Annotated in this window: 14 protein-coding genes; 3 read left to right on the forward strand and 11 right to left on the reverse strand. The window is 70.7% G+C overall.

Features of this window, described 5'->3' with window-relative positions; translation table 11 throughout:
• Positions 1-125 precede the first annotated feature (125 nt).
• The 4 genes from infB to rimP all read right to left on the reverse strand — a co-directional run bounded on the left by infB (position 126) and on the right by rimP (position 5,352).
• The gene (infB, locus tag ACFVYN_RS18110; protein WP_389999262.1) at positions 126-3,278 is read right to left on the reverse strand and encodes a translation initiation factor IF-2; all 3,153 of its coding nucleotides are present in this window, start codon (positions 3,276-3,278) and stop codon (positions 126-128) included.
• A 163-nt stretch (positions 3,279-3,441) separates the two neighbouring features.
• Complete coding sequence (locus tag ACFVYN_RS18115) at positions 3,442-3,723, reverse strand: YlxR family protein (protein WP_389999265.1); 282 nt, start codon at positions 3,721-3,723, stop codon at positions 3,442-3,444.
• Between the two features lie 127 nt (positions 3,724-3,850).
• Entirely contained in the window at positions 3,851-4,837 is a 987-nt protein-coding gene (nusA, locus tag ACFVYN_RS18120; protein WP_007385049.1) for a transcription termination factor NusA, read from the reverse strand.
• A gap of 2 nt (positions 4,838-4,839) precedes the next feature.
• Positions 4,840-5,352 (reverse strand): ribosome maturation factor RimP, encoded by a 513-nt coding sequence (gene rimP / locus ACFVYN_RS18125; protein WP_389999268.1) that lies wholly within the window; start codon positions 5,350-5,352, stop codon positions 4,840-4,842.
• A 176-nt stretch (positions 5,353-5,528) separates the two neighbouring features.
• On the opposite strand from rimP, the gene ACFVYN_RS18130 reads away from it, so the two are divergent.
• Genes ACFVYN_RS18130 through ACFVYN_RS18140 form a run of 3 tightly spaced genes read left to right on the forward strand, consistent with a single transcriptional unit; the run spans position 5,529 to position 7,450 of the window.
• Positions 5,529-6,083 (forward strand): hypothetical protein, encoded by a 555-nt coding sequence (locus tag ACFVYN_RS18130; protein ID WP_389999271.1) that lies wholly within the window; start codon positions 5,529-5,531, stop codon positions 6,081-6,083.
• Positions 6,080-6,541: a ferritin-like domain-containing protein gene (locus ACFVYN_RS18135; protein ID WP_389999274.1), complete on the forward strand. Its 462-nt coding sequence runs from the start codon at positions 6,080-6,082 to the stop codon at positions 6,539-6,541. The genes ACFVYN_RS18130 and ACFVYN_RS18135 overlap by 4 nt, the downstream gene beginning before the upstream one ends.
• A gap of 18 nt (positions 6,542-6,559) precedes the next feature.
• A complete protein-coding gene (locus tag ACFVYN_RS18140) occupies positions 6,560-7,450 on the forward strand; it encodes an aminoglycoside phosphotransferase family protein (RefSeq protein ID WP_389999277.1) in 891 nt (296 codons plus the stop codon).
• 44 nt (positions 7,451-7,494) lie between these two features.
• On the opposite strand, the gene ACFVYN_RS18145 is transcribed toward ACFVYN_RS18140, so the two are convergent.
• From ACFVYN_RS18145 to ACFVYN_RS18175, 7 genes are all read right to left on the reverse strand, one after another.
• Entirely contained in the window at positions 7,495-9,198 is a 1,704-nt protein-coding gene (locus ACFVYN_RS18145) for a proline--tRNA ligase (protein WP_389999280.1), read from the reverse strand.
• A gap of 88 nt (positions 9,199-9,286) precedes the next feature.
• The gene (locus tag ACFVYN_RS18150; protein ID WP_389999283.1) at positions 9,287-9,817 is read right to left on the reverse strand and encodes a GNAT family N-acetyltransferase; all 531 of its coding nucleotides are present in this window, start codon (positions 9,815-9,817) and stop codon (positions 9,287-9,289) included.
• Positions 9,818-9,894: 77 nt separating this feature from the next.
• A complete protein-coding gene (locus ACFVYN_RS18155) occupies positions 9,895-10,743 on the reverse strand; it encodes a GNAT family N-acetyltransferase (RefSeq protein ID WP_389999285.1) in 849 nt (282 codons plus the stop codon).
• 144 nt (positions 10,744-10,887) lie between these two features.
• On the reverse strand, positions 10,888-12,045 hold the full coding sequence (gene ispG, locus ACFVYN_RS18160) for a flavodoxin-dependent (E)-4-hydroxy-3-methylbut-2-enyl-diphosphate synthase (protein ID WP_389999288.1): 1,158 nt from the start codon (positions 12,043-12,045) through the stop codon (positions 10,888-10,890).
• A 442-nt stretch (positions 12,046-12,487) separates the two neighbouring features.
• Positions 12,488-13,780 (reverse strand): M50 family metallopeptidase, encoded by a 1,293-nt coding sequence (locus ACFVYN_RS18165; RefSeq protein WP_389999361.1) that lies wholly within the window; start codon positions 13,778-13,780, stop codon positions 12,488-12,490.
• Positions 13,781-13,788: 8 nt separating this feature from the next.
• Complete coding sequence (gene dxr / locus ACFVYN_RS18170; protein ID WP_389999290.1) at positions 13,789-15,045, reverse strand: 1-deoxy-D-xylulose-5-phosphate reductoisomerase; 1,257 nt, start codon at positions 15,043-15,045, stop codon at positions 13,789-13,791.
• Positions 15,046-15,119: 74 nt separating this feature from the next.
• On the reverse strand, positions 15,120-17,051 hold the full coding sequence (locus ACFVYN_RS18175; RefSeq protein ID WP_389999364.1) for an acyl-CoA dehydrogenase family protein: 1,932 nt from the start codon (positions 17,049-17,051) through the stop codon (positions 15,120-15,122).
• Positions 17,052-17,251: the final 200 nt, after the last annotated feature.

Raw genomic sequence — 17,251 nt, forward strand, 5'->3', positions numbered from 1 at the left:
GGATGTCCCGCCGGTTCGGGGTACGGGCGCCACGCTTCGACGCCGATACGACCGTACACGCAACGGCCGGGGCCGATCGACGGATATTACGTCCGCCGACCGGCCCCGATCGCGTGCTGTGACGGTCAGCCGCGCGGCTTCTCGCGCATCTCGTACGTCGCGATGACGTCGTCCACCTTGATGTCGTTGAAGTTTCCGAGGTTGATACCGCCCTCGTAGCCTTCGCGGATCTCGGTGACGTCGTCCTTGAAGCGACGCAGACCGGAGATGGTGAGGCTCTCCGCGATGACCTTGCCATCGCGCAGCAACCGCGCCTTGGTGTTGCGCTTGACCTCGCCGGAGCGGACCAGCACACCGGCGATGTTGCCCAGCTTGGACGAGCGGAAGACCTCGCGGATCTCCGCCGTACCGAGCTCGACCTCTTCGTACTCCGGCTTGAGCATGCCCTTGAGGGCTGCCTCGATCTCCTCGATCGCCTGGTAGATGACCGAGTAGTACCGGACGTCCACACCCTCGCGCTCGGCCATCTGCGCGGCACGACCGGCCGCACGGACGTTGAAGCCGATCACGATGGCGTCGGAGCCCATCGCCAGGTCGACGTCCGACTCCGTGACCGCACCGACACCGCGGTGCAGGACGCGGATGTCGACCTCTTCGCCGACGTCGAGCTGGAGCAGCGAGGACTCGAGAGCCTCCACCGAACCGGACGCGTCGCCCTTGATGATGAGGTTGAGTTCCTGCACCAGACCGGCCTTGAGGGCCTCGTCCAGGTTCTCCAGGGAGAACCGGACGCCCCGGCGGGCGAAGTTGGCGTTCCGCTCACGAGCGGCGCGCTTCTCGGCGATCTGGCGGGCCGTACGGTCCTCGTCGACGACGAGGAAGTTGTCGCCGGCGCCCGGGACGTTGGTGAGACCGAGGACGAGGACCGGAGTCGACGGACCCGCCTCTTCCAGGTGGTCGCCCTTGTCGTCGAGCATCGCGCGGACTCGGCCGTACGCGTCGCCGACCACCATGGTGTCGCCGACCCGCAGAGTGCCTCGCTGGACCAGGACGGTCGCGACCGCACCACGGCCGCGGTCGAGACGGGACTCGATCGCAATACCCTGCGCGTCCTGCTCCGGGTTGGCCCGCAGGTCGAGCGAGGCGTCCGCGGTGAGGACCACGGCCTCCAGAAGAGCCTCGATGTTGAGGCCCTGCTTGGCGGAGATGTCGACGAACATGGTGTCGCCGCCGTACTCCTCGGCCACCAGACCGAACTCGGTGAGCTGACCGCGCACCTTGGTCGGGTCGGCGCCCTCGACGTCGATCTTGTTGACCGCGACCACGATCGGCACATCGGCCGCCTTGGCGTGGTTCAGCGCCTCGATCGTCTGGGGCATCACACCGTCGTTGGCCGCCACCACGAGGATCGCGATGTCGGTCGACTTGGCACCACGCGCACGCATGGCGGTGAACGCCTCGTGACCGGGGGTGTCGATGAAGGTGATCTTGCGCTCTTCGTCGTTGACCTGAGTCGTGACCTGGTACGCACCGATGTGCTGCGTGATACCGCCGGCCTCGCCCGCGACGACGTTCGTCTTGCGGATGGTGTCGAGGAGGCGGGTCTTGCCGTGGTCGACGTGACCCATGACGGTCACGACCGGCGGACGCGCGACGAGGAACTCCTCGCCACCCTCGTCCTCGCCGAACTCGATGTCGAAGGACTCGAGCAGCTCGCGGTCCTCCTCCTCGGGGCTGACGATCTCGAGGACGAAGTTCATCTCGTCCGCGAGGAGCCTCAGCGTCTCGTCGGAGACGGACTGCGTGGCAGTGACCATCTCGCCGAGGTTCATCATCACGCCGACGAGCGACGCCGGGTTGGCGCCGATCTTCTCGGCGAAGTCGGTCAGGGACGCACCACGCGACAGGCGGACGGACTGTCCGTTGCCGCGAGGCAGCATCACGCCGCCGACCGACGGGGCCTGCATGGCCTCGTACTCCTGGCGCCTCTGCCGCTTCGACTTGCGACCGCGACGCGCGGGACCGCCGGGACGACCGAAGGCGCCCTGCGTGCCACCACGGCCACCGGGACCACCGGGACGACCACCGAAGCCGGGACGACCGCCGCCGCCACCGCCGGGACCACCCGGACGGCCGGCGAAGCCGCCGCCACCGCCACCGGGACCACCGGGACGACCGGCGAAACCGCCGCCACCGCCACCGGGACCGGCCGGACGACCGGCGAAGCCGCCGCCGCCGGGACGACCGCCGCCACCGCCACCGGGACGACCTGCGCCGCCCGGACCGCGACCCCCACCGGGGCCACCGCCGGGACGCGGGCCGGCAGCGGGACGCTGCGGCATCATGCCGGGGTTGGGACGGGCGCCGCCGGGACCGCCGCCGGGACGGGGACCGCCCTGCGGACGGGGCATGCCGCCCGGGGTGGGACGGGCGCCGCCCGGGGACTGCGGACGGGGACCGCCCGCCGCGCCCTGGGGACGGGGACCGCCCTGGCCCTGGCCCTGCGGACGCGGAGCGCCGCCGGGACGCTCACCGGGGGCACCGGGGCCACCGGGACGCGGGGCACCGCCCGGACGGGGCGCCTGCGGGCGCGCCATGCCGGTGGAGCCACCAGAGGTGAAGGGGTTGTTGCCCGGACGGGGACCGGCCGGACGAGCACCGGGACGAGCGCCCTGGCCGCCCTGACGCGGAGCGCCGGGACGGTCGCCGCGCTCACCGCGACCCTGGCCGCCCTGACCGGGACCGGCGGCCGGACGCGGGGCGCCCGGACGCGGGGCCTGGCCGGCCGGACGCGGAGCACCGGGACGCGGGCTGGAACCCTGGCCCTGGCCCTGACTCTGGCTCTGGGGGGCCGGTGCGGCGGGAGCCGACGGCGGTGCCGTGAACTCGGGCGTGGTCGGAGCCGGGGACGCCGGGGCGGGCCGCGGCGCGGGCTTCGGGCCCGGGGTGGGACGGGGGCCGGAGGAGGCCGGCGCGGCGGGAGCCGCGGGCGTCTCGGCGGCGGCCGGCTTGGGGGCCGGCGGGCGCGGGGCGGCCGGACGGGCGGCCTGCGCGGGAGAGGGGGCCGCCGGACGAGCCGGGGCGGCCTTGCGTGCGGAGGCGGGCTTGCCGCCTCCGTTGCCCTGCTGGAGGGCGTCCGTCAACTTACGGACAACGGGCGCTTCGATGGTCGAAGACGCCGAACGGACGAATTCACCGAGTTCCTGGAGCTTGGCCATGACGACCTTGCTCTCCACTCCGAACTCCTTGGCGAGTTCGTATACCCGGACCTTAGCCACTTCGCTCCTTTTAGGTCCGGGTTGCGTCCGGACCGTCGCTACTTCATGGGCGTACTCATCGCGTGCTCATCGAGTGCTCATCGCAATCTCGACCTACTTCCAACTCGCGGGGTACCTGGGCCGCACGGGGGTTCCGCGCGACGCTTCTTACGGTGTTGCCTGCTCAGCAACTGTCTGTCTGCTCGACGTACTGGCGCAACGCCTTTGTGTCGAGTGCTCCCGGGGCGCGCAACGCCCGCGTGAACACCCGGCGGCGTACCGCCTGGTCGAGACAGACCAGGGCGGGGTGGATGTACGCACCCCGGCCGGGCAGCGTACCGCGAAGATCAGGGACGCATGCGTCCTCGATCGCCACGATGCGCAGCAGATCGGTCTTGGCCGCTCGCTGCCTGCAACCCACACAGGTGCGTTCAGGGCGTGCTCGGGCGGGCGTCCGGCCAGACACTCTTAAGTCTACCTCCCCGAAGCGACCTCACCCCTTGGGGGCAGCGATCGAACGGTTGTTGTCGTGATCTAAGCCACGTGCGGCTTGGATCTATTCCCCGACGCTGGTCCCGGCGCCGGTCCCGGCGCTAGTCGCCGGCCTGCTCGGTGTCCGGCCGGATGTCGATCCGCCAGCCGGTGAGCCGGGCCGCGAGCCGGGCGTTCTGCCCCTCCTTGCCGATGGCGAGGGAGAGCTGGTAGTCGGGGACCGTCACGCGCGCGGAGCGGGCGGCCATGTCCACGACCTCGACCTTGGAGACGCGGGCCGGCGAGAGGGCGTTCGCCACCATCTCGGCCGGGTCGTCCGACCAGTCGACGATGTCGATCTTCTCACCGTTCAACTCACCCATGACATTGCGCACACGGCCGCCCATGGGGCCGATGCAGGCGCCCTTGGCGTTCAGACCCGAACGGGTGGACCGTACGGCGATCTTGGTGCGGTGGCCGGCCTCACGGGCGATCGCGGCGATCTCGACGGACCCGTCGGCGATCTCCGGCACCTCCAGGGCGAAGAGCTTCTTCACCAGATTGGGGTGCGTGCGCGACAGGGTGACGGACGGACCGCGGACACCCCTCGCCACCCGTACGACGTACGACCGGAGCCGCATGCCGTGCGGGTAGGTCTCCCCGGGGACCTGCTCCTGCACCGGCAGGATGGCCTCCAGCTTGCCGATGTCCACGAGCACGTTCTTCGGGTCGCGGCCCTGCTGGACCACGCCCATGACGATGTCGCCCTCACGCCCCGCGTACTCGCCGAGCGTCGCGTCGTCCTCGGCGTCGCGCAACCGCTGCAGGATGACCTGCTTGGCGGTGGTGGCGGCGATACGGCCGAAGTCGGACGGGGTGTCGTCGAACTCCCGCGGCTCCTGGCCCTCTTCGAGGTCCTCGGGGTCTTCCTTCGCCCACACCACCACGTGCCCGGAGTCCCGGTCGAGTTTCACGCGCGCGTGGCGGTGGCTTCCCTCGGTGCGGTGGTACGCGATGAGGAGGGCCGACTCGATCGCCTCGACCAACAGGTCGAAGGAGATCTCCTTCTCCCGAACCAAGCCCCGCAGGGCACTCATGTCGATGTCCACGGCTACGCCTCCTCTTCCTGCTCGTTCTCGTTCTTGCTGTCCTTGCGGCTGAACTCGACCTGCACGCGCGCCTTGTCGACGTCGGAGAAGACGAGTCTGCGGGCGGTGGCCTTGCGGCCCTTCACGCCGGGTACTTCGACATCGAGGCCCTCGTCGTCGACCTTCAGGATCCTGGCGACCAGCTCGTCGCCCTCGGTCAGCTGGAACCTCACCAGCCGGTCCACGGCGCGCACATAGTGCCGGTGCTCCGTGAGAAGGCGCTCCGCGCCCGGGGTGCCGACCTCGAGGGTGTACTCCCCCGCGCCCATCGCGTCGGTCTCGTCGAGCTTCGCCGAGAGCGCGCGGCTCACATCGGCGATCTGGTCCAGGTCGGCACCGGTGTCCGAGTCGACGACGACGCGCAGCACTCGCTTTCGTCCTACGGAGTCCACTGCGATCTCTTCGAGATCCAGACCCTGGGAGGTGACGAGCGGTTCCAGGAGCTCTCGCAGCCTCTCGCTCTGGGTGGTGCTCATCCGGGTGACTCCTCGGCCGCGTGTGCTGTTGTGGGTAGGTCGCGTGTCTGGTCAAAGGGTATCCGGTCGCGGAGGGTGTTGCCGTCCAGGTGACACCGGATGCGCGGGTACCGTGATCGCCGGCGGGCCCGACCTCCCGCCCGTGTGTTCGTTACAAGCTTTTGAGGACGTCTGTCGTGCCGTACCCGCCTTCGCCGCGCGTCCCCCCGGGACCCCGCAGAAGATCCCTGCTCGCCTCGGTCGCCGGGGGCGCCCTTCTCGTCGGATGCTCCGACGGGACCGGGAGCGGCGAGGAGGGCACCGCCGGCAGCCCGTCCGTCGTCGAGCGGGCACGCGCGCGTGCGGCCCGGGACAGTCAGGGGATCGTCGGGCGGTACGACGCCGTCCTCGCCGCCCATCCGGCGCTGGCGGGACTGCTGGGGCCGTTGCGGTGGGAGGCCGCGCGGCACGCCGAGGCGTTCGGGGCAGGCACCGCCGCTCCCACGGCCACTGCTTCCCCGACCCCGACCCCGACCCCGGCCTCGTCCCCGCCCCCGGCCTCGTCCCCACCGGTGGCTGTTCCCGCGACCGAGAAGGACGCCCTCGCCGAGCTCGCCGCCGCCGAGCGGGCGCTCGCCGACCGGCGGGCCAGGGCCCTGCTGGAGGTGCCGGGTGAGCTGGCCCGGCTGCTGGCCTCCGTGGCGGCGGCCGGCGCGGCGCACGCCTATCTGCTGACGGAGGGTGCCCGATGAGCGAGAAGCAGGAGCTGGAGGCCCTCCAGAAGGCACTGGCCGCCGAGCACGCCGCCGTCTACGGCTACGGCGTCGTCGGCGGCCGGATCCGTGCGGGCCGGCGCGTGGAGGCCAGGGCCGCCTATGACGCCCATCGGGCCCGCCGGGACGCCCTGGTGCGCGTGGTGCGGGGCCTGGGCGGGACGCCGGTGGCCGCCGCGGCGGCGTACGCGCTGCCCTTCCCGGTGCCGGACTCGGCCGCGGCGGTACGGCTCGCCGCCGACCTGGAGGACCGGGTGGCCGGGGTGTACTCCGACGTGGTGCGGGCAACCGGGGGCGGGCGGCGGAGCACGGCCGCCGAGGCGCTACGGGAGGCCGCGGTGCGGGCCGTGCGCTGGCGCGGCGAGAGCGTAGCCTTCCCTGGACTCGCCGAGCGGGCGACCACGGGGTCGCCCTCGTCCTCCGCCTCGGTTTCTTAGGAAGGGAACGACTCGCGCATGGCTTTCGAACCACCGCAGCGGTTGGTGCGGGCGCTCGGCGAGAGCGTCCCGGACGCCGACGACTGGGTGGACAAGCTGCCCGAGACCGCCCGACAGGCCGTCGCGCGGCGCGAGTTGACCGTGGAACGGGTCCAGGTGCCCGGCGGGCGCAGCAGCCTCGTCGTGCTCGTGCGGCGGCCCGACGGCACGCCGGCCGTGCTCAAGCTGGCCCCGCCCCGGGCCCGGCCCGAGAGCGAGCGGGCGGCTCTCGCGCACTGGGACGGGCGGGGGGCCGTACAGCTGCTGGAGCCGTTCGCCGCCGAGGGGGTGCTGCTGCTCGAGCGGCTGCATCCCGATGTCTCCGTGCGGTCGCTGCCGGAGGCGAAGGCACTGCTGGAGGCGGCGGGGGCGCTGCGGCGGCTGTGGGTCCCGCCGCCCGAGGGGCCGGTCTTCGAGACGGTGGCCGAGCGGACCGGGCGCCAGGCCGCCGCCATGCGCGGTGCTCCCGCGCACGTGGCGGGGCTGGTGGACGCGGCTCTCTCGGCCCGGGAGGAGCTGCTGTCCGCACCGCCCGAACTGCGGTTGCTGCACGGGACGTTCCGGCAGAGCAAGGTACTTGCGGGCGAGCGGTCTCCCTGGCTGGCCGTGGGACCGGATCCGGTCGTCGGGGAGTGCGCGTTCGACCTGGCCCGGCTCGTGCGGGACCGGGTGGAGGACCTGATCGCCACGCCGTCGGGGGCGGCGACGACCCGCCGGCGGATCAAGCGGCTCGCGGAGTCGCTGGAGGTGGATCAGGACCGGCTCCGGGGATGGACCCTGTTCCGGGCCGTGGAGTCGGGGGTCCGGGCACTGCGGGTGGGGCGGCCGAAGGATGCCGAGCTGCTGCTGGAGTTCGCCGGCTGGCTCTGAGGCCGTGGGGCGGCGACCGCCGCCCCACGCTCTTTCTCAGGCGGTCAGGCGGTCAGGCGGGCGATCGCCTCGTCCACCGTCAGCTCCTCGCGCTCGCCGGTGCGGCGGTCCTTGAGCTCCAGGACCCCCTCGGCGGAACGGCGGCCCGCGACCAGGATCTTCGGTACGCCGATCAGCTCGGAGTCCGTGAACTTCACGCCCGGGGAGACACCGGCGCGGTCGTCGACGAGGACCCGGAGGCCCGCCTCGCGCAGCTTCTCGGAGACGTCGAGGGCCAGTTCGATCTGCAGGGCCTTGCCGGCGGCGACAACGTGCACGTCGGCCGGGGCGACCTCGGCGGGCCAGCACAGGCCCTTGTCGTCGGCGGTCTGCTCGGCGAGGGCGGCGACCGCGCGGGAGACGCCGATGCCGTAGGAGCCCATGGTCACGCGGACCGGCTTGCCGTGCTGGCCGAGGACGTCGAGCTTGAGGGCGTCGGCGTACTTGCGGCCCAGCTGGAAGATGTGGCCGATCTCGATGGCGCGGTCCAGCGTGAGGCCGGTGCCGCACTTCGGGCACGGGTCGCCCTCCTGGACGACCACGACGTCGACGTACTCGTCGACCTCGAAGTCCCGGCCGGCGACGACGTTCTTCGCGTGCGTGTGCTCCTTGTTGGCGCCGGTGATCCAGCCGGTGCCGGGGGCCACGCGCGGGTCGGCGATGTACTTCACCTTCTCGCCCAGGCCCTGCGGACCGACGTAGCCGCGGACGAGGTCGGGACGGCCGACGAAGTCCTCCGCCGTCACCAGCTCCACGGCGGCGGGCGCGAAGTGCGCCTCGACCTTGCCCAGGTCGACCTCGCGGTCACCAGGAACGCCGACGGCCACGATCTCGCCGTCCACCTTCACGAGGAGGTTCTTGAGGGTGGCGGAGGCCTCGACGCCGAGGTGGGCGGCGAGCGTCTCGATGGTCGGGGTGTCCGGGGTCGGGATCTCTTCGAGAGCGGGGACGGAGGCGCCGTCCACCGGCTTCAACTCGTACGTGATCGCCTCGGTGTTGGCCGCGAAGTCGCAGTTCGGGCAGTCGGCGAAGGTGTCCTCGCCGGCCTCGGCGGGGGCGAGGAACTCCTCCGACTTGGAGCCGCCCATCGCGCCGGCGGTGGCGGCGCAGATGCGGTAGTCGAGGCCGAGGCGCTCGAAGACCTTCTGGTAGGCCTGGCGGTGCAGGGCGTAGGACCGGGCCAGGCCCTCGTCCTCGGTGTCGAAGGAGTAGGAGTCCTTCATCAGGAACTCGCGGCCGCGCAGGATGCCGGCCCGGGGGCGGGCCTCGTCACGGTACTTGTGCTGGATCTGGTAGAGGATGACCGGCAGGTCCTTGTAGGAGGACGCCTGGTCCTTCACCAGCAGGGTGAAGATCTCCTCGTGGGTCGGACCGAGGAGGTAGTCGCCGCCCTTGCGGTCCTGGAGCCGGAACAGCTCGGGGCCGTACTCGTCCCAGCGGCCGGTGGCCTCGTACGGCTCCCGCGGCAGGATGGCGGGGAGCAGCACCTCCTGGGCGCCGATCGCGTCCATCTCCTCGCGGACGATCCGCTCGACGTTGGCCAGCACCTTCTTGCCGAGCGGCAGCCAGCTCCAGATGCCGGCGGCGGTACGTCGGACGTACCCGGCGCGCACGAGCAGCTTGTGGCTGAGGACCTCGGCGTCCGCCGGGTCGTCGCGCAGCGTCTTCGCCATCAACTGGGACATGCGCTGGACCGGTGCGTTGGCCATGGTTCTCGTACTCCTGCCGGAAAAGGGTGATGGGTGTCGGACACCCCCCAGGAGGTTAACCGGGGGCCCGGTGCCGGTGGAAATCGGTTCAGCGGCGGCGCAGCGGGAGGGGGGCGCCCATCACGGCGTACGGCCTCGGGGCGCTCGGGAAGAGGACCTGGCGGGCCAGGTCCTGGTAGCCGAGGGAGTGGTACAGGCCGCGGGCCGGGCTGTCGGTGTCGATCGCGGAGAGGATCGAACGGGGCTCGGTGGCGCTGTCGGTGATCGTGGTGATCAGGGTGCGGCCGATGCCGCGGTTCTGGTGCTGTGGGTGGACGTGCAGCTCGGTGATCACGAAGGAGTCGTCGAGCCAGATGTCGTTGTGCTGGGCGCGCAGGTAGGGCTCGACGACGGTGGACCACCAGTGCGTGCGGTCGTTGGGCATGCCGTACACGAATCCCACGAGCGTGCCGCCGACCGTCGCGCCGAGGGCTCTGGCGCCGGGGTAGGTCATGTGGCGGAGGACGATCTGGCGGCGGACCGCTACCTCGTCGGCACCGAGGCCGAAGGCGACGGCCTGTACCGCGAGGGCCTCGTCCACGTGGGCGGACAGGTCCAGGGGGCCGATGACGAGGTCCATGCGGGGAGCGTACAGGGCAGTTCCGGTCGCGTGCCGGGTGCGGGTGGCCGCGGGCCGGTCGGTGGCTGCGGGCCGGTTCAGAACAGGACGCTCATGAAAGCGCCCACTTCCCGGAAGCCCACCCTCTTGTACGTCCTTCTCGCCGCGGTGTTGAAGTCGTTGACGTAGAGACTGACCACCGGGGCCACGTCCGCGAGGGCGTAGCGCAGTACCGCCGCCATCCCCGGGGCGGCCACTCCCCTGCCCCGGTACTCGGGGGCCACCCACACGCCCTGGATCTGGCAGGCCCGGTCCGTCGCGGCGCCGATCTCGGCCTTGAAGACGACCTTGCCGTGCTCGTCGAGGCGGGCGAACGAGCGGCCGGAACCGACCAGTTCGGCGACCCGGGCCTGGTAGAGCAGGCCGCCGTCGCCGGCCAGCGGGGAGACGCCGACCTCTTCCGTGAACATCGCCACGCACGCCGGCATGATCGCCTCCATCTCGTCCTTGCGGATGCGGCGGACGTACGGATCCGGGGCTATCTCGGTGGACATGCGGTCGGTGACCATGAGGGGCTGGTGGGCGCGGACGTCCCGGGCCGGGCCCCAACTGGGTTCCAGCAGACGCCAGAGCTGGGCGGTGGGTTCGGCGGGACCGACGATGGAGGAGCACCGGCGCCCGGCCCTTCTCGCCCGGTCGGCGAAGGCACGCACCGCTCGCGGGGTCGCACCGATCGGGACGAGGTTGGCGCCGGCGTAGCAGAGGGACGTGAGCATGCCGTCCTCGTACCAGCCCCACATCTCGCCGCCGAGTCGCCAGGGGTCGAGTCCGGCGACCTGGACCCTCGATGTCACGAAGGCGTTCGCGACCGGATCGCGGTCCAGGACGGCGAGCGCGGCGTCCAGGTCGCTCGGTTCGAGGACCCGGGAGGTCGTCTGGGTCAACACGGGCGGGCCTCACACTGGGGTCTGCTGATCTCCGCACTGTACCTGCGGAAGCCGAGCCGTGCCGCCCTGCGTTCGGTTACCGCCCGCTCAGCAGCGGCCCCGGGAGCCGTACCGCCTGAGGGCCGCCGCCCCCGGACGCTCGGGTCAGCCCGCGACCGACACCGAGGGCTCGCCGGAGGAGACGCCCTCCGCCTCCATCTGCTCGGCCAGCTTCATGGCCTCCTCGATGAGGGTCTCCACGATCTTGGACTCGGGAACGGTCTTGATGACCTCGCCCTTGACGAAGATCTGCCCCTTGCCGTTGCCGGAGGCGACACCGAGGTCGGCCTCGCGGGCCTCGCCGGGGCCGTTGACGACACACCCCATGACCGCGACGCGCAGCGGGACGTCCATGCCGGTCAGGCCAGCCGTGACCTCCTCGGCCAGCTTGTAGACGTCCACCTGGGCACGGCCGCAGGACGGGCAGGAGACGATCTCCAGGCCGCGCTGCTTGAGGTTCAGGGACTCCAGGATCTGGTTGCCGACCTTGACCTCCTCGACCGGGGGTGCCGAGAGGGAGACGCGGATCGTGTCGCCGATGCCCTGGGAGAGCAGCGCGCCGAAGGCGACCGCCGACTTGATCGTGCCCTGGAAGGCGGGGCCGGCCTCCGTGACGCCCAGGTGGAGCGGGTAATCGCACTGCGCGGCCAGCTGCTTGTACGCCTCGATCATGATGACCGGGTCGTTGTGCTTCACCGAGATCTTGATGTCACGGAAGTCGTGCTCCTCGAAGAGGGATGCCTCCCACAGGGCCGACTCGACGAGCGCCTCGGGCGTCGCCTTGCCGTACTTCTGGAGCAGGCGGCGGTCCAGGGAGCCCGCGTTGACCCCGATCCGGATCGGCGTGCCGTGATCGCGCGCGGCCTTCGCGATCTCCTTGACCTTGTCGTCGAACTGCTTGATGTTGCCCGGGTTCACCCGGACCGCCGCGCAGCCCGCCTCGATGGCGGCGAAGACGTACTTGGGCTGGAAGTGGATGTCGGCGATCACCGGGAGCTGCGACTTGCGGGCGATCGTGGCGAGGGCGTCCGCGTCGTCCTGGGTGGGGCAGGCCACGCGGACGATCTGGCAGCCGGAGGCCGTAAGTTCGGCGATCTGCTGGAGGGTGGCGCCGATGTCGGACGTACGGGTCGTCGTCATCGACTGGACCGAGACCGGGGCGTCACCGCCCACCGCGACCGTGCCGACCTGGATCTGCCGGCTCTTCCGGCGCTCGGCGAGCTTGGTCGGAACGGACGGCATGCCGAGAGAAATCGCAGTCATCTGCTGTGCAACCCCAAGTCGTGGATCAAGGTCCAGGTCCCGTCAGCGGCGGGCTCCAGGCTTCGAGATTACGGCACCGACCGGGCCGCGAGCACCTCACGGCCGTCAAACCCACCCAAGGGATGGTGGTCCGGCATGGAACACACCGGGCCACCGCCAACGCCGTACGCCTAGGAGATTCTCACCGGGGCAACGGCGCGGGCACCCGGCGAGATACTCGACCGTGGCTCAGCACCGGAGTGCTTTCTCCTTTCTCACCGAGGACCTCCACGATCTGCGCTGGAGCGCAGCAACTCCTCGATGCGGGCCCCCAGACTGTCCGTGAGCCCCGGCCCTTGTCTCCGCACCTGCTCCGTACGAACAAGCCTCGCCTTTCCCCCGTGTGAGCTACACGAGCGAAAGGCGAGGCACTATCACCAGCGTGATAGAAAATGACCGATTCTCAGCTTATTTTGACCGGATTAACCACATCCGCGATCAAAACGAGGACTGTAAAGCAGATGAAGATCCCCGCCACCACATAAGCCACCGGCATCAGCTTCGCCACGTCGAACGGGCCCGGGTCCGGGCGCTTCAGGACCTTCGCCAGGTTGCGGCGCAGGGACTCCCACAGGGCGCCCGCGATGTGGCCGCCGTCCAGGGGCAGCAGCGGGAGCATGTTGAAGAGGAACAGGGAGAGGTTGAAGCCCGCGACCAGCATCAGGGCCATCGCCAGTTGCTGGGTCGGGGGGATGTCGAGGGTGAAGATCTCGCCGCCGACGCGGGCCGCGCCGACCACGCCCATCGGGGAGTCCGGCTCGCGCGGGGCGTCGCCGAAGGCCGCGTTCCACAGGGCCGGGATCTTGCCGGGCAGGGCGGCGAGGGAGTCGACGGCGTCGCCGACGCGGTCGCCCATCCACACCACCGAGTCGCCGAAGTCCTGCTTGACGATGCCGGTGGCGGCGCTGAAGCCGAGGAAGCCGGCGGTGACGTACTCGCCCTGGACGTACTGACCGCTGGAGTCCTTCTTGGCGACCTGGTTGCTGGCGAGCTTCGCGGTGAGGGTGACGTCCTTGCCGTCGCGCTCGACGATTATCGGGACCGTCTTGTCGGGGTTGGCGCGGATGAGGTCGGAGAGCTTGTTCCAGTCATCGGTCTTCACGCCGTTGAACGCGATGATCTTGTCGCCCGCCTTGAGGCCGGCGGCCGCGGCCGGGGAGGCGGGGTCGGAGGCCTTGCAGTTCTCGCGGTTCTGGCTCTGGGCGATCACACACTTGGAGACCGAGCTGACCGTGTTGGTCTGCTGGGAGATGCCGAAGCCCATGAGGACCGTGAGGAACAGTGCCACGGCGAGGACCAGGTTCGCGAAGGGGCCCGCGAACATCACGATGACGCGTTTCCACGGCGTACGGGTGTAGAAGAGGCGCTTCTCGTCGCCGGGCTGGAGCTCCTCGAAGGCGGCCGAACGGGCGTCCTCGATCATGCCGCGCCAGGGGGACGTCGAGCGGGCGCTTATACGGCCGTCGTCGCCGGGCGGGAACATGCCGATCATGCGGATGTAGCCGCCGAAGGGGATGGCCTTGATGCCGTACTCCGTGTCGCCCTTCTTGCGCGAGAAGACGGTCGGGCCGAAGCCGACCATGTACTGCGGCACGCGGATGCCGAAGAGCTTGGCGAAGGACAGGTGCCCCAGCTCGTGCCACGCGATCGACACCAGGAGGCCGAAGGCGAAGAGCCCTATGCCGAGGATGAACATCAGGGTCGTCATGCACGGGCCTCCGCCGTCTGTACCGTCAGTTCCCGGGCCCGGGTCCGCGCCCAGGTCTCCGCTTCGAGGACGTCCGCGACGGTGAGCGAGGTTCCCCTTCGCGGGGTGCCGTGCTCGTCCACCACCCGGGTCACGGTCTCCATGATCCCGTTGAACGGCAGTGCGCCGGCCCGGAAGGCCTCGACGCACTCCTCGTTGGCGGCATTGAACACCGCCGGGGCCGTACCCGCGAGCTGTCCGACGTGTCTCGCAAGGTTGACCGAGGGAAACGCGTCGTTGTCGAGGGGGAAGAACTCCCAGGTCGACGCCTTGCTCCAGTCGAAGGCGGGTGCCGCGTCGGGGACGCGCTCGGGCCAGCCGAGACCGATGGCGATCGGCCCCCGCATGTCGGGGGGCGTCGCCTGGGCGATCGTGGATCCGTCCGTGAACTCAACCATCGAGTGGACATACGACTGGGGATGCACGACCACCTCAATGCGGTCGAAGGGAATGTCGTAGAGGAGGTGCGCCTCGATGACTTCGAGACCCTTGTTGACGAGGGTCGCGGAGTTGATCGTGATGACCGGGCCCATGGCCCAGGTGGGGTGGGCGAGGGCGTCCTCGACGGTCACCTGGGCGAGGTCGGCTTTCGTACGGCCGCGGAAGGGGCCGCCGGACGCCGTCACGACCAGCTTGCGTACGTCGGCCCGCGTCCCGGAGGCCAGTGCCTGGAAGAGGGCCGCGTGCTCGGAGTCGACGGGGATGATCTGCCCGGGCTTGGCGAGGGCCTTGACCAGCGGGCCGCCCACGATGAGCGACTCCTTGTTGGCGAGCGCGAGGGTGCGGCCCGCCTCCAGGGCGGCGAGGGTGGGGGCGAGTCCGATGGAGCCGGTGATGCCGTTGAGGACGGTGTGCGCGTCGGAGGCGGCGAGCTGCGTGGCCGCCTCCGGGCCGGCGAGGATCTCGGGGAGCGGTTCGCCCGTGCCGTAGAGACTGCTGAGCGCCTCGCGGAGCTGCGGTACGACGTCCTCGCGGGCGACCGCGACGGTCCGTGCCCCGAGCCGGTGCGCTTGCTCGGCGAGGAGCGCCACGCGCCCGCCGTTGGCGGAGAGGCCGGTCACCCGGAACCGGTCGGGGTTGCGCAGCACGAGGTCGATGGCCTGGGTGCCGATCGAGCCGGTGGAACCGAGGATCACCACGTCCTGGGGACCGTCGCCCGCTACGGGGTCGTAGACCAGATGTGGGTCGGCGAGGGGGGCTGGACTGTCGCTCATCCCTCCATTGTGGCCGTAAGAGCGGTGTAGGAGGACAGCGCGTCCCTCTCGGGGAGCGCGCTGTCCTTGCGTCGTCACCGGATCGGGCGGTGGACGTTCTCCTTCTCGGAGGGGCCGGGGGTGGTGTCCGCGATCCAGACGCCTTCGCCGGAGGGGTCGACGATGCCGTCCTCCAGCCAGGTGTAGGTGCCGGACATGACGCCCTTGACGACCTTGCGGTCCTGGTCGTCGGTGTTGTTCCACAGGCGGCCGAAGAGTTCCTCGACGCGCAGGCGGGACTGGTGGCAGAAGGCGTCGGCGAGCTGGTAGGCCTCGCGGCCGTGGGACTCGGTGGTGTACAGGAGTTCGGCGCGTACGCAGGCCGCGCTCATCGCGAACAGTTCGGCGCCGATGTCGACGATCCGGCCGAGGAAGCCCTGCTTGGTCTCCATGCGGCCCTGCCAGCGGGACATGGCGTAGAAGGTGGAGCGGGCGAGTTTGCGGGACGTTCGTTCGACGTAGCGCAGGTGCGCCGAGAGGTCCACCTCGCGCTTGAAGTCGGCGTAGGAGGTGGGGAGTTGTCCTGGTCCGGCGACGAGCTTCGGGAGCCACTTGGCGTAGAAGACGCCCGCGTTCGCGCCCGCCTTCGCCTTGTCGCCGAGGGACTTCTCGGGGTCGATGAGGTCGCCCGCGACCGAGAGGTGGGCGTCGACGGCCTCGCGGGCGATCAGCAGGTGCATGATCTCGGTCGAGCCCTCGAAGATGCGGTTGATGCGCAGGTCGCGCAGGACCTGTTCGGCGGGGACCGCCTTCTCGCCGCGGGCCCTGAGGGAATCGGCGGTCTCGAAGCCCCGGCCGCCCCGGATCTGGACCAGTTCGTCGGCGATGAGCCAGCCCATCTCGGAGGCGTAGAGCTTGGCGAGGGCGCCCTCGATGCGGATGTCGTTGCGGTTCTCGTCGGCCATCTGGGAGGACAGATCGAGTACGGCCTCCAGGGCGAAGGTCGTCGCCACGATGAAGGAGATCTTGGAGCCGACGGCCTCGTGGTGGGCGATCGGCTTGCCCCACTGTTCGCGGGCCGCGGACCATTCGCGGGCGATCTTCAGGCACCACTTGCCGGCGGCCACGCAGGAGGCGGGCAGGGAGAGCCGGCCGGTGTTGAGGGTGGTCAGGGCGATCTTCAGGCCCGCGCCCTCGGGGCCGATGCGGTTCGCCGCCGGGACCCGGACCTGGTGGAAGCGGGTGACGCCGTTCTCGATGCCGCGCAGGCCCATGAAGGCGTTGCGGTTCTCGACGGTGACGCCGGGTGAGTCGGTCTCCACGACGAAGGCGGTGATGCCGCCCTTGTGGCCCTCGGACTTCGGCACCCGGGCCATGACGACGAGCAGGTCGGCGACCACGCCGTTGGTCGTCCACAGTTTCACTCCGTCGAGGACGTAGTCGTCCCCGTCGGGCACCGCGCTGGTCGCGAGGCGGGCCGGGTCGGAGCCGACGTCCGGCTCGGTGAGGAGGAAGGCGCTGATGTCGGTGCGGGCGCACCGGGGCAGGAACTTCTCCTTCTGCTCCTGGGTGCCGAACAGCTTCAGCGGCTGCGGTACGCCGATCGACTGGTGGGCCGAGAGCAGCACACCGATCGCGGGGCTCGCGGAACCCGCGAGGGCCAGCGCCTTGTTGTAGTACACCTGGGTGAGGCCGAGGCCGCCGTACTTGGTGTCGATCTTCATGCCGAGGGCGCCGAGCTCCTTGAGCCCGGCCACGACGTCGTCGGGGATCCGGGCCTCGCGTTCGATGAGGGCGCCGTCCACCTTGGTCTCGCAGAAGTCGCGGAGCTTGGCGAGGAACGCCTCGCCGCGCCGGGAGTCCTCCTCGGGGGGCATCGGGTGCGGATGGATGAGGTCGAGCCGGAACCGGCCGAGGAACAGTTCCTTGGCGAAGCTGGGCTTGCGCCAGTCCTGCTCCCGGGCGGCCTCCGCCACCTCGCGGGCCTCGCGCTCGGTGACGACGGGCTGGGTGGACGGTGCGGACATCAGGCTCACCTCGTCGTGAATCGGGATCATGGGGGCCGTATGGTTACCGACGGGTGCTACCCGATCGTTGGTACCCGATCCGGGGCGAGGCCACCACCCCTCGCGCGGCCGTTCGGCCGATGTCGACGGAATACGACCGGGTGTCCAGTGAGCCCCCGCCGTCCACCCCCGCCACGCGCGCGTGGCGGGTCGGTTCGCCG

This window comes from Streptomyces sp. NPDC058307, assembly GCF_042880295.1.
Lineage (GTDB): Bacteria > Actinomycetota > Actinomycetes > Streptomycetales > Streptomycetaceae > Streptomyces.